Source organism: Bradyrhizobium nanningense, from assembly GCF_004114535.1.
Lineage (GTDB): Bacteria > Pseudomonadota > Alphaproteobacteria > Rhizobiales > Xanthobacteraceae > Bradyrhizobium > Bradyrhizobium nanningense.
On the sequence record NZ_LBJC01000019.1, the window covers coordinates 194,789 to 207,402 of the forward strand.

The window sequence follows — 12,614 nt, forward strand, 5'->3', positions numbered from 1 at the left end:
ACCAGTCTGATCCTATCACGAGTGCGCAATCGCGAACTCTGATGATGTTCAGGAATGTAAAAATACTTCATCGCATCGCTCTGGCGGCGCTGCTGCCTCTCGCGACGCTCGCCGCGCTGGCCCTGTACGATATTTCCGCCAAATGGTCCGTGCGTTCGGAAATGGTGGATATGCAGCCGGTCGTGGATGGGGTCGGCAAGTTGAGCGGCTTGGTCCACGAGCTCCAGCGCGAACGTGGGCTGTCGCTGACCTTTCTGAGCAGCAAGGGCACCCAATTGGGTGCCGAGCTCCAGCAACAGCGTCGTCGCACCGACGCCGGCCGCGCAATGGCGCTGGGGGCGTTGGCGGATCTCACGCGTGAAGGCAGCGGCCGGCTTACCTCTGCAAGTCAGGCAGCAACGGAGAGCCTTGGACGCCTGGATTCGCTGCGCGCGCAGATCGATCGCCAGGCCATCGCGCCGGCGGCCGCGACGGGGGCCCTGTCGGATATTGTGGGGCGCCTGATCGCGGTGACTTCAGGCATTTCCAAGCTTGCAACGGACGATGAGATATCGCGGTCGATCGCCGCGCATGCCAATTTGGTGGAAGCCAAGGAACGGGCCGGCCTGGAGCGGGCCACCGTCGCCGGCGCGATCGCCGCCGGACGTTTCGAGCCGCAGGCCTATGTCAGGGCGATTGGCCTTGCAGCCGCGCAGGACAGCTTCCTTGCCTCCTTCCGCGCAGTTGCCTCGCCTGAGGCGAAGGATCTGCTCGGCTCGGAATTGTCGGGACCAGCGATCGACAAGTTCGAGGGCATGCGCAAGGCGGTCGAGCGCGGCGGGCTCGCGGGAGAGTTCGGCTCGCTCGACAGCAAGTCCTGGTTCGACGCCGCGACGGCTCGGATCAATCTCCTGAAGAAGGTCGAGGATGGGCTGGCGACGCAGCTCACCAGCTTGATGGCGAAGAAGAAGTCCGAAGCCACCATGAGCCTTGGTCTTGTGACCAGCCTGTCCCTGCTTGCTCTGCTGACGAGCATGGTGACCGCGGCGGTCATGGCGCGCGGCATCACTGTGCCGATCGGTAAGCTTGCCGGCACCATGACGCATCTTGCCGACGGCAAGCTCGGCCAGCAGGTCGACGGCACCGACCGTGCCGACGAGATCGGGGCCATGGCGTGCGCGGTTCAGTTCTTCAAGGAGGGCCTGGTCCGGAGTGTCGAGCTGAACGCGAGAGAACGCGAGGCTGCTGCGCAACAGGCCGCCCGTGCAAGCCGCATCGACGAGCTCTCCGATCGTTTCGACATCGACGTCGCCGAGGTGATCGAGACCGTCATATCTGCATCTTCCCAACTGGAGGCGACGGCGGCCAGGATGAGCCGGTCCGCCGGTCAGACCAGCGATGAGGCGGCGAGCGTGGCAGGCGTGACCGAGGTGGCGTCGGCAAACATGCAGACCGTCGCCGCGGCGACCGAGGAATTGTCCAGTTCAGTCGCCGAGATCGGACGCCGTGCGACACAGTCGGCGCAGATCGCGGAGAAGGCCGTTGCCGAAGGCCGGTGCACCAACGAAACCGTGCAGGGGCTGTCGTCGGCGGCGGAGAGGGTCGGCGATGTGCTCAAGCTGATCAACGAGATCGCGCGGCAGACCAACCTGCTGGCGTTGAACGCGGCGATCGAGGCGGCACGCGCGGGACAAGCGGGCAGGGGATTTGCCGTCGTGGCGGGCGAGGTGAAGAGCCTTGCCGAACAGACGTCCAAGGCGACCCTCGACATTCGCGATCAAATCGCCGCCATCCAGACGACCTCCGAACAGGCGGTGAGCGCGATCCACGGCATCACGGCGACGATCGAAGAGATCAACGAGATCACGTCGTCGATCGCCGCTGCGGTCGTCGAGCAGGACGCTGCCACGCGCGAAATCGCCCGCAACGTTCAGGAGGCCGCGCGAGGGACCGGCGAAATCTCACAGAGCATCCAGGGCGTCAAGGTCGGCTCGAGCGAGTCCAGCGCGGCGGCCGGCGACGTGCTCGATGCCTCGGAGGAGCTGACGCGGCAGTCGGAAAACATGCGTCAGTTCGTCGAGACCTTCCTCCGCGCCGTCAAGACGGCGTAGTTTCGTCACTTGTACTCCCGCTCGGTCCACCACGGGAAATAGTCCGGCATATCGCTGGACACCTTGTTCTTGAACTGCGCGGGGCGCTTTTCCAGGAACGACACCACGCCTTCCTTCACGTCGTCCGAGCGGCCCCGGGCGTAGATGCCGCGGCTGTCGACCTTGTGGGCTTCCATGGGGTCGTCAGCGCCCATCATGCGCCACATCATCTGGCGGATCAGCGCCACCGAGACCGGCGCGGTCTTGGCGCAGAATTCCGTGGCGAGCGCGCGGGCTGTCGGCAGGAGATCGTCGGGGGCAACGACCTTGCTGACGAGACGGCCGGCGAGTGCCTCCTGGGCCGGGAAGACGCGGCCGGAATAGCACCATTCCAGCGCCTGCGAGATGCCGACGATGCGCGGCAGGAACCAGCTCGAAGCCGCCTCCGGCACGATGCCGCGCTGGGAGAACACGAAGCCGAACCGCGCGGTGTCCGAGGCAATGCGGATGTCCATCGCGAGCTGCATGGTGACGCCAATGCCGACCGCGGGGCCGTTGACCGCGGCGATGACAGGCTTCAGGCACTTGAAGATGCGCAAGGTCACCTGGCCGCCGCCGTCGCGCACCTGCGGATCGCTGTAGTCGACCTTGCCGTCGGCGAGGCCCTTCACTGGCCCGCGCCGTGCGTCGCGATCGAACGTGTCGGCGCCGGAGGAGAGATCGGCGCCCGCGCAAAAGCCGCGGCCTGCGCCGGTGACGATGATGGCGCGGACATTGTCGTCCTTGTCGGCGGCGTCGAATGCGTGGATCAGCTCGGACTGCATCTGCGCGTTGAAGGCGTTGAGCTTGTCGGGCCGGTTCAGCGTGATGGTGAGGATCTGCTCGGCGACCTCGTATTTGATCGTCTCATACGCCATGGCTGGTTTCCTTCCCTGTCATTCTTGAATCGGTTGTGTCATTGCCGGGCTTGACCCGGCAATCCATGTTTCCTGAAGAGGATGGATGCGCGGGGCGAGCCCGCGCTTGTGCTCAGACGCTACTTCGCCGGCGGCTTCGGCCAGGGCCGCTGCGCGCCGCGCAGGCCCTCGAACGCCTTGGCCATGCCGAGCACGCCGATATCGTCGAAGCGGCGGCCGACGATCTGCACGCCGATGGGGAAGCCCTTGGCGTCGAAGCCGCCGTTGAGAGAGATCGCAGGGTTCTCCGACATATTCCACGGCACGGTATAGGCGATGTGCTCGAACGGCTTCATCGGATCGTTGGTCGGGGAAGCCCATTCCGCCGCATAGTTCACGTTCGGCGCGGTCGGCGAGATCACATAGTCGAGCTCGCAGAACAATTTTCCTGCCGCGGCCCGGATCGCCATGGTCTGGTTGAAGCCGCGGATCACGTCGACGCCCGAGAGCTTCGCGCCGGACTCGCCCCATTTGAAGATGTAGGGCAGCACCTTGGCCTGCTCGGCCGGGGTCAGTTTCGCCAGATCGTCCCACATCCGCGCACGCCAGAAATTGTCGAGGCCGTCGAGCATCTCGCGCGTGAGGATGCCGTCGACCTCGGTCACGACCGCGCCGGCAGATTCAAATGCTTTCGCCGCCTTCACCGCGACCTCGCGCACCGGCTTCTCCAGCGCCAGCCCGCAGCCCGGATCAAGCATCAGGCCGATGCGCAGCTTGCGGGAAGATTTTTCGAGCCCCTTCCAGTTGAGCGGCTCGGCTGGCAGGCTCATGCCGTCGCGCCGGTCGGGCTTTGCGATCACGCTCATCATCAGCGCGCAATCATCGACGGTGCGGGTCATGGGCCCGGCGACACGGCCGACATAGGTGGGATCGATCGGCACGCGGCCAAAGCTCGGCTTCAGGCCGACGAGGCCGCACCAAGCGGCGGGCAGGCGCACCGAGCCGCCGATATCGGTGCCGAGATGCAGTGGGCCATAGCCGGCCGCGGCAGCCGCGCCTGCGCCCGCGCTGGAGCCGCCGGGATTCTTGGAGAGGTCCCAAGGGTTACGCGCGAGCGGGTGAAAGCTGGAGAGCCCGGAGGACAGCATGCCGTAATCGGGCATGGTGGTCTTGGCGAAGATGACCGCACCGGCTTCGCGCAGGCGCGCGGCGGGCGGGGCATCCTTCTCGGCCGGCACCAGCTTGACGCTGGCCGCGCCGAGCGGCACCGGCACGCCCTTGGTCGCGATGTTGTCCTTCACCGTGACGGGCACGCCATCGAGCGCGCCGGAGGGTTCGCCGCCGCTCCAGCGCGAGGTCGAGGCTTTGGCGGCCTCGCGCGCGCCGTCGGGATCGAATGCATAGAGCGCCTTCAGATGCGGTTCCCATGCCGCGACGTGCGCGAGCACGTCTTCCAGCACTTCGCTCGGCGAGAATTGCTTGGCGCGATAGCCCGCGATCAGATCGACCGCGGACAGATCGTGCAGCGAGGTGACCGCTTCCTCGACGCTCTTTTTATGCATTGGCACCCACCGGCATGCGGGTCTCGATGATGCGGGCGAACATGCTGGCACCGATCGGCAGGATCTTGTCGTCGAGCACGAAGCCGGGATTGTGCACCGGCACCGAACCGTCATGGCCGACCCAGAAATAGGCGCCGGGAATGGTCTGCAGCATGTCGGCAAAATCCTCGCTGCCCATCTTGGGCTGCGCGCGGGTGATCACGTTGGCGGGATCGACGATGGTGCGTGCGACTTCCTCGACCACCTTGGACTGCTCGACCTGGTTGACCAGTACGTCGAAGGTGTCGCGGATGTCGACGTCGATCACGCATTGATAGGCGCTTGCGATGCCGGCGCAGATCGTGCGGATGCGTTCGCTGACCAGGGTGCGGACTTCCTTCGAGAAGGTACGGATGGTGCCGCAGAGATGCGCGTCGCCGGGAATGACGTTATAGGCGGAGCCGGCGTGGATCTGGGTGATCGACACTACCGCGGCCTGCAGCGGCTCGACGTTGCGGCTGACGATGGTCTGGATCGCCTGCGCCAGCGTGGTCGCGATGATCACCGCGTCTTTGGAACGCTCGGGCATCGCGCCGTGCGCGCCATAGCCGGTGATGCGCAGGTCGAAGAAGTCGGCGCTGGCCATCGCGGGGCCGGGCAGGATCGCGATCTCGCCGTGGTTCAGATCGGGCGCGTTGTGCAAGCCGTAGAGCTCGTCGCAGGGGAACTTCTCGAACAGGCCGTCCTTGATCATCGCGCGGGCGCCGCCGAGGCCTTCCTCGGCCGGCTGGAAGATCAGATGCACGGTACCGTCGAAATTCCTGGTCTCGGCGAGGTAGCGCGCGGTGCCGAGCAGCATGGTGGTGTGGCCGTCATGGCCGCAGCCGTGGAAGCGGCCGGGGATTTTCGAGCTCCATTTCAGATTGGTATTCTCTTCCATCGGCAGCGCGTCCATGTCGGCGCGCAGGCCAATGCGCTTGCTGCCCGAGCCCTTGCCCTTGATGACGCCGATCACGCCGGTGCCGCCGAGACCCCGATGCACCTCGATGCCCCAGCTCTTCAGCTTGTCGGCGACGATGCCGGAGGTGCGTACTTCCTCGAAGCCGATCTCGGGATGGGCGTGGAGGTCGCGGCGGATGGCGGTGAGTTCGTCGGCATATCCGTCGATGCGGTCGATCGTGGGCATGTGTTTCTGTCCAGTTAGCGTGAAGAAGGATTGAAAACAGGGCCGTTCGGCTTGATGCGGATTCCCGGGCGCAGCTTCGTCCAGGGCAGGGAGGCGGTGTCGGCCGGCATCGCGCCGGGCGCGGCGCAGATCATCAGCTGCTCCGCGATCGGCTCGAAATCGGCGCGGAAGTGCACCGAGCTTTTGTTGACCAGGATCTTCTCTTGCGTCGGCTCGATGCCGACGTAGCGGTACATCGCCTGGTCGGCGAGCTGCGCCTTGTGCGAGCTAACTACGACGCGGACGTCGCCGATGCGCAGGCACGCCGAGGGGCCCATCTCCATCTCGCGGCCGCCATAATAGGGACCGGGCGCAATGAAGCGGCCGTCGGAGAGCTTTTCGACCACGAAGGTCTCGCGATAGGGCTCGTCGCCGGGAATGCCGGACTTGCCGCCGAGCGACAGCGTCACGGTGGCGCCGACGCCGGCTTCATGCGCAGACTTGGCCGATTCCGGATCGTAGATCGCGCCGGTTGCGGCGCTCGCCTTGTTGCGTACCAACGCGCGCAGCATGCCTGTCGTGTCGGAATCGCCACCGGCGCCGGGATTGTCCTGGGTGTCCGCGATGATGATCGGCTTGCTTGCGCCCTTCGAAAGTTCCATGGCATGGCGAACGCCATCGTCAGGCGTCCAGATCTTGCCGTCGAAATCGTCCTCGTGGCCTTCGATCAGCTTGAGAAGCGCATCCGCGGCACGATCGGCATCTTCCTGCGTCCGGCCATAGGCGAACACGCTCGGGCCGCAATCGCGGAAGTCGGCGGCAGGAAAGCCCGGCGCGAACGAGAGCGTCGGAACCGCATCGTCCTCCAGGGCGGCGAGCTTTTCGTAGATGCCTTTGGTGGGCTGGTCGTTGGTGCATTGCCAGCTGATCGGAATCAGGAACGGCAATTGCCGGAACGCTTTTGCGAAGCGCTGCTTCCGCTTCAGCAGCAGCGCGAGATGCCGTGCCGAGGCGCGGCCGGTCGCGGCCATGTCGACATGGGGATAGGTGCGATAGGCGATCAGCGCGTCGGCATGCTCGATCATCTCCGGCGTGACGTTGGCGTGGAGGTCGAGGCTCGTGACCAGCGGAACATCCCTGCCGATGACGCGGCGCACGCGCGCGAGAATCTCGCCTTCGCCGTCGTCGAGATGCTCGGTCACCATCGCGCCGTGCAGATCGAGATAGACCGCATCGATCGGGCCCGCGGCTTTGATGCCGTCGACCATCACCTTGACGATGCGCTCGTAAGCGTCCCTGGTGACGTGCGCCGACGGGCTCGCACCGCAGGCAATGGTCGGGATGAGTTCCCAGCCGTTCGCTTCGGCGCTGTCGACGAAGCCGGCAAGGCCGACATTGATGCGCCGCATCACCTTCAGCACGTCGGCTCCTTCCGTCATCGCCGGCCAGCCGCCGCCATGCTGGAAATCGGCGAAGGTCGCCTTGGTGGGAGCGAAAGTGTTGGTCTCGTGCAGGAAGCCGCCGACGGCGATACGTATCATCAATTCAAGTCCAGCGTTGGAGAGTGCGCGACGTTAGCCTTGGCTTTGCTGCGAGAGCAAGGTGAGAGGCCATCGCGCCATGCATGGCCTCAAGCTGTTTTGGGAATGCTGCGGATGCGATGCCTTTGTGAGCGGCGACACTTCCACATTCTCGGTGTCGTCCCCGCGAACGCGGGGACCCATAATCCCAGGAAGGAGTTTGGCGAAAGCTGGTCGTTCGGGATTAGCGCCACGCGCGGTCGATAGCTTCCGCGGTATGGGTCCCTGCTTTCGCAGGGACGACACTGAAAGTGCTGCTACAGCGTCGCCCCCACGTCTTCGGCCACCGGCCGGAAGTTCGCAAAGTCCCAGTCGCGCCCCGGAGCCGCATCGAGCAGCGCCTTGGTGTAGGCCTGCTTCGGATGCGTCAGCACCTCGGCGGCGGGACCCTGTTCGACGACGCGGCCGTGCTGCATCACCACGACCTCGTCGCAGATCTGTGCCGCGACGCGCAAATCGTGGGTGATGAACAGGATGGCGATGCCGAGCCTAGTCTGGATCTCGTCGAGCAGCTCCAGCACCTGCGCCTGCACCGAGACGTCGAGCGCGGAGACCGCTTCGTCCGCGACCAGCACGTCCGGATCGAGCGCGAGCGCGCGCGCAATGGCGATGCGCTGGCGCTGGCCGCCGGAGAACTGGTGCGGATAGCGCGACACCGCATCGGCGGGCAGGCCGACCAGCTCGAGCAGCTCGCGGGCGCGTTTCATCGCCTCAGGGTGCGCGACGCCGTAATTGATCGGGCCTTCGGCGATGCTCTCGCCGACGGTGACGCGCGGGTTGAGCGAGCGGTAGGGATCCTGGAACACGATCTGGATCTTTTGCCGGTGCGGCTGCAGCAAGCGGCGCGAGATGTCGGCGATCTCGCGGCCGGCAAGCCGCACGCCGCCGGAGGTCGGGTCGATCAGGCGCACGATGCAGCGCGCCACCGTCGACTTGCCCGAGCCGCTTTCGCCGACGATGCCGAGCGTGCGACCCTTGCGCAGTGTCAGCGTCACCTTGTCGGCGGCAACGACCTCGCGGCCTTTGCCGAAGAAGGCGCGTTCCTTGTAGACTTTGCTGAGCTCGTTGGCTTCCAGTACGATCGGCTCGCGGCTCTCCTCGCGCGGCGGCCGCGGCACCAGGCTCGGCACCGACGCCAGCAGGTTACGGGTGTACTCCATGGTGGGATTGCGCAGCACGGCGTCGAGCGGGCCGGTCTCGACCAGCCGGCCCTGCCGCATCACTGCAACGCGGTCGGCGATCTCGGCGACCACGCCCATGTCGTGGGTGATGAACAGCACGGCGGTGCCGTGATCGCGCTGCAGCTCGCGGATCAGGCTCAGGATTTGCTTCTGTGTGGTGACGTCGAGCGCGGTGGTCGGCTCGTCGGCAATGAGCAGCTTCGGCTCCAGCACCAGCGCCATCGCGATCATGATGCGCTGGCGCTGGCCGCCGGAGAGCCGGTGCGGATAGGAGGCGAAGATGCGCTCGACCTGGGGCAGATGGACCTGCTCCATCATGTCGAGAATGCGCTTCTTGCGCGCTCTTGCGTCGAGGTTGGTGTGCGTGCGCAGCACCTCGTCGATCTGGCGGCCGACCGGCACCACCGGATTGAGCGCGGTCATCGGCTCCTGGAAGATCATCGCCATCTGCGTGGCGCGCAGCTGGCGCAGCCGCCGGTCGGTGGCGGTGAGCAGCTCCTCGCCGACCAGCTTGATGCTGCCGGCGGTGGGAACCAGCGTGCCCTTCGGCAGGAGGCCCATCGTGGTGAGCGAGGTTACCGACTTGCCCGAGCCGCTTTCGCCAACGAGACACAGCGTCTCGCGCTCGCGCACCTGGATCGAGATGCCGTCGATGATCTTGTGCCCGCCCGGCTTCTTGCCGACGGAGACGACGAGATTGTTGATGTCGAGGATGGTGTTGGTCATGAGGTTACTCCGTCGTCATTGCGAGGAGCCCGCGACAAAATTGCAAAGCAATTTTGCGCTGGCGACGAAGCAATCCAGAAATCTGTCCGCGGAGGCAGACTGGATTGCTTCGCTTCGCTCGCAATGACGGAACAAGGGGACGGGTCGGCAAACCAGATCACTTCCCCTCCCGCTGCTTCATGCGCGGATCGAGTGCGTCGCGGGCGGCGTCGCCGATCAGGTTGATGCTGAGGATGGCGATCGAGAGCAGGAGGCCGGGCCAGAAGATCAGCGACGGCTTGATCTGAAAGTACTGGCGGCCCTCGGCCATGATGTTGCCCCAGGTCGGCGTTTCCGGCGAGATGCCGGCACCGAGGAAGGAGAGGATCGCTTCGGTCAGGATTGCGGAGGCGCAGACATAGGTGCCCTGGACGATCAGCGGCGCGATCGTGTTCGGCATCAGATGCCGCCACATGATCTTCGGCAGGGACGAGCCGACCGAGATCGCCGCCTCGACGTAAGGCTCCTCGCGCGCCGACAGCACGACGGAGCGCACCAGGCGCGCCACGCGCGGAATCTCGGGGATGGTGATCGCGATCAGCACGGTCCAGAGGCTGGCACCGGACAGCGACACCACGGCGATCGCGAGCAGGATGCTCGGCATCGCCATCAGGCCGTCCATGACGCGCATCAGCACGGCATCGATCAGCTTGAAGAAGCCGGAGACGAGGCCGATCGCGAGCCCGATGACGATGGACAGGATGGCCGAACCAATGCCGATCAGCAGCGAGATGCGGCCGCCATAGAGGACGCGCGACGCCAGGTCACGGCCATAGGCATCGGTGCCGAGCAGGAATTGCGCGGACGACGGCTTGAGCCGTTGCGACGGCGCGAGCTGGATCGGATCATGCGGCGCGATCAACGGCGCGAGTATCGAGATCAGCACGATCAGCGCCAGCAGGACCGTCGCCGTGGCGATGATCGGCGTCGAGGTGAGGAAACCGAAACGCGGCCGCAGTGGCGACGTGATCGGAATGGACGACTGGGGAAGGGTATCGACCGACATGTTTGTCCTTATCCTTGCCTCAGTACCGGATCCGGGGATCGAGCAGGGTGTAGGCGACGTCGATGAGAAGATTGACGACGACATAGATCAGCGACGTCAGCAGGATCATCGCCTGGATCACCGGATAGTCGCGTGCCAGCACCGCGTCCACGGTGAGGCGGCCGATGCCGGGAATATTGAACACGCTCTCGGTGACGACGACGCCCGAGATCAGAAGCGCAAAGCCGGTGCCGATCACGGTGATCACGGGCACGGCGGCGTTGCGCAGCGCGTGGCGCATCATCACGGCGACCTCGTTGATGCCCTTGGCCCGCGCGGTGCGCACGTAGTCCTCGCCGAGCACGTCGAGCATCGCCGCGCGCGTCATACGCGCGATCAGCGCGATGTAGATGAAGGAGAGTGCGCAGGTCGGCAGGATCATGCGCTCGAAGAACGGTCCGAAGCCGGCGCTGATGCTCTTGAATCCCTGCACCGGAACCCAGCGCAGGTCGATCGCGAAGATCTGGATCAGGATGTAGCCGACCACGAACACCGGCACCGAAAAGCCGAGCACCGACAGCCCCATCACGAAACGGTCGATCCAGGTGCCATGCTTCCACGCCGCGATCACGCCCAAGGGAACCGCGACGATCACGGCGAGGATGATGGTCGACAGCGCGATCGAGATCGACGGCTCGACCCGCTGGCCGATCATCTTCATGACAGGCAGATTGGAGATCAGCGAGGTCCCGAGATCGCCATGCAGCAGCTTGTTCACCCAGGTGATGAACTGCACGATCAGGGGCTCGTTGAGGCCGAGCGAGGTGCGGATGCGCTCCAGTCGCTCGGGCGTCGCATTGTCGCCGGCGAGAATTGCGGCGGGATCGCCCGGGGTGAGGCGGAGCAGGAGGAAGACGAACAGCGCGACGACGCCCATCACGGGCACGGCGGCGAAAATTCGGCGAAGGAGATATCCGAGCAAGTTGGATCCGTCTGATTAGAGTCAATCGGCGGCAGCGATGGTCTGTTCTGCCATCAGCCTAACATTTCAGCAATTCCCGTGCCATCCGGGACACAGTTTTTGCAGTGCGGCTAAGCTCGTAGGGTGGGCAAAGCGCAGCGTGCCCACCCTTCCTCCATTTGGCAGAATGGCGGGCACGGCGCTACGCGCGTTTGCCCACCCTACGGAAATAGCTACGGAATAGCCGCGCCATCACTCCAGCGTCGCCAGCAGTCCCGCCATCAAGCGACCGCGCTCAACGAGACTCTCGACTTCGATATACTCCTCCAGCGTGTGGCCATTGCCGCCGCGCACGCCCAGGCCGTCGAGCGTCGGGATGCCCATCGCACCGGTGAAGTTGCCGTCGGAGCCGCCGCCGGAGCTCGCGTGCGGCAATTCCGCGCCGAGAGATTTGGCGATGCCGCGCGCCTTTTCGTACAGCGCCATCGTGCCGGCATCCGGCTCCCACACCGGCCGTGTCACGCCGCGCGTCACCTTGAAGGCGACGTCGTTGGTCGTGCCTGACAGCGCCAGCATCCGCTCGACCCCGCGGTCGAGATCGGCCTGCCGCTTGGCCATGGAGAGTGCTTCGCCGGTGGCGGTCGTGGCAACGCAATTGACCCATTGCCCGCCATGCACGACGCCGACCGAGAAGGTGCAGTCCTCCGTCGTCATCGCGTCGATGCTAAGGATCTGCCGCGCCATCTCTCGGATTGCCGAGCGTCCCGCCGACAACGTCGCGCCGGCATGACTCGGCCGGCCCGTCGCCTCGAGATTGAACCGTGCGATGGCGTAACGTCCGGTGGTGACGCCGTTGTCGGCGCGGCCGGGCTCGGGCACCAGCACATATTTGTTGCGCGCGGCTTCCGCCTCGATGATGTCGCGCGTCGAGGGCGTGCCGACTTCCTCGTCCGGCGTGAACAGCACGGTGATCGGCAGCGGTGTGGTGAAGGATGCGCGCGCCAGCTGCCGGATCGCTTCCAGCGAGAGGTAGTTGCCGCCCTTCATGTCGTAGATGCCGGGGCCGTAGCACTTGTTGCCTTCGCGCCGCCATTTCAGCTTCTCGATGGTGCCGACCGGGTGGACGGTATCCATGTGGCCGGCGATCAGGATGCCGGGCTCACCCTGTTTCGGATGCGCAAAGCGCGCGCGGATCACGCTGCCAAAGCCCTGCCGGCCCGCGATGCGCTCGATCGTCGCACCCATGATCGCCATATCCCGCGCTGCGATATCGAGCATGCGGTTAACGGCATCGGCATCCCAGGTCGGGCTCTCGCATTCCACCCAGGTGCGCAGGCCTTCGAGCATGGCCTCGGAATCGAAGGGAAGATTGGCTGGATTCATCCTAATGTCTCTCAAGCTTCGAAAGATGGAACGCGCATTGCATCGCCGCAGCGCGAGACGAGTGGAGAGTGTTGTAGAGCCAAACCGA

General features: G+C 65.3%; 9 protein-coding genes. 1 reads left to right on the top strand and 8 read right to left on the bottom strand.

All coding sequences use genetic code 11. The features are described from left to right. Nucleotides 1-41 precede the first annotated feature (41 nt). Nucleotides 42-2,090 carry a methyl-accepting chemotaxis protein gene (locus XH84_RS12585; RefSeq protein ID WP_245471706.1) on the top strand — a complete coding sequence of 683 codons (2,049 nt, stop codon included), beginning with the start codon at nucleotides 42-44 and terminating at the stop codon, nucleotides 2,088-2,090. A gap of 5 nt (nucleotides 2,091-2,095) precedes the next feature. Here the strand turns inward: XH84_RS12585 and XH84_RS12590 are convergent, their stop codons facing one another. From XH84_RS12590 to XH84_RS12625, 8 genes are all read right to left on the bottom strand, one after another. Next, entirely contained in the window at nucleotides 2,096-2,986 is an 891-nt protein-coding gene (locus XH84_RS12590) for a crotonase/enoyl-CoA hydratase family protein (protein WP_128920921.1), read from the bottom strand. A 119-nt stretch (nucleotides 2,987-3,105) separates the two neighbouring features. Continuing rightward, nucleotides 3,106-4,527, bottom strand: coding sequence for an amidase (locus XH84_RS12595; RefSeq protein ID WP_128920922.1), 1,422 nt, complete (start codon nucleotides 4,525-4,527; stop codon nucleotides 3,106-3,108). After that, a complete protein-coding gene (locus XH84_RS12600; RefSeq protein ID WP_128920923.1) occupies nucleotides 4,520-5,692 on the bottom strand; it encodes a M20 aminoacylase family protein in 1,173 nt (390 codons plus the stop codon). Before XH84_RS12600 ends, XH84_RS12595 begins: the two co-directional genes overlap by 8 nt. 14 nt (nucleotides 5,693-5,706) lie before the next feature. After that, the gene (locus XH84_RS12605; protein ID WP_128920924.1) at nucleotides 5,707-7,212 is read right to left on the bottom strand and encodes a M81 family metallopeptidase; all 1,506 of its coding nucleotides are present in this window, start codon (nucleotides 7,210-7,212) and stop codon (nucleotides 5,707-5,709) included. A 296-nt stretch (nucleotides 7,213-7,508) separates the two neighbouring features. Next, on the bottom strand, nucleotides 7,509-9,158 hold the full coding sequence (locus XH84_RS12610; protein WP_128920925.1) for an ABC transporter ATP-binding protein: 1,650 nt from the start codon (nucleotides 9,156-9,158) through the stop codon (nucleotides 7,509-7,511). Between the two features lie 157 nt (nucleotides 9,159-9,315). Continuing rightward, a complete protein-coding gene (locus tag XH84_RS12615; RefSeq protein ID WP_128920926.1) occupies nucleotides 9,316-10,203 on the bottom strand; it encodes an ABC transporter permease in 888 nt (295 codons plus the stop codon). 19 nt (nucleotides 10,204-10,222) lie between these two features. Continuing rightward, nucleotides 10,223-11,164 (bottom strand): ABC transporter permease, encoded by a 942-nt coding sequence (locus tag XH84_RS12620; protein WP_164936445.1) that lies wholly within the window; start codon nucleotides 11,162-11,164, stop codon nucleotides 10,223-10,225. 231 nt (nucleotides 11,165-11,395) lie between these two features. Next, nucleotides 11,396-12,526: a M20/M25/M40 family metallo-hydrolase gene (locus tag XH84_RS12625; protein WP_128920927.1), complete on the bottom strand. Its 1,131-nt coding sequence runs from the start codon at nucleotides 12,524-12,526 to the stop codon at nucleotides 11,396-11,398. Between the last annotated feature and the right edge of the window lie 88 nt (nucleotides 12,527-12,614).

Bases quoted from the DNA above. Each gene is read 5' to 3' on its own strand.
- XH84_RS12605 (WP_128920924.1), bottom strand. From the start codon at position 7,212: ATGATACGTATCGCCGTCGGCGGCTTCCTGCACGAGACCAACACTTTC.
- XH84_RS12625 (WP_128920927.1), bottom strand. From the start codon at position 12,526: ATGAATCCAGCCAATCTTCCCTTCGATTCCGAGGCCATGCTCGAAGGC.
- XH84_RS12595 (WP_128920922.1), bottom strand. From the start codon at position 4,527: ATGCATAAAAAGAGCGTCGAGGAAGCGGTCACCTCGCTGCACGATCTG.
- XH84_RS12600 (WP_128920923.1), bottom strand. From the start codon at position 5,692: ATGCCCACGATCGACCGCATCGACGGATATGCCGACGAACTCACCGCC.
- XH84_RS12615 (WP_128920926.1), bottom strand. From the start codon at position 10,203: ATGTCGGTCGATACCCTTCCCCAGTCGTCCATTCCGATCACGTCGCCA.
- XH84_RS12585 (WP_245471706.1), top strand. From the start codon at position 42: ATGATGTTCAGGAATGTAAAAATACTTCATCGCATCGCTCTGGCGGCG.
- XH84_RS12610 (WP_128920925.1), bottom strand. From the start codon at position 9,158: ATGACCAACACCATCCTCGACATCAACAATCTCGTCGTCTCCGTCGGC.
- XH84_RS12590 (WP_128920921.1), bottom strand. From the start codon at position 2,986: ATGGCGTATGAGACGATCAAATACGAGGTCGCCGAGCAGATCCTCACC.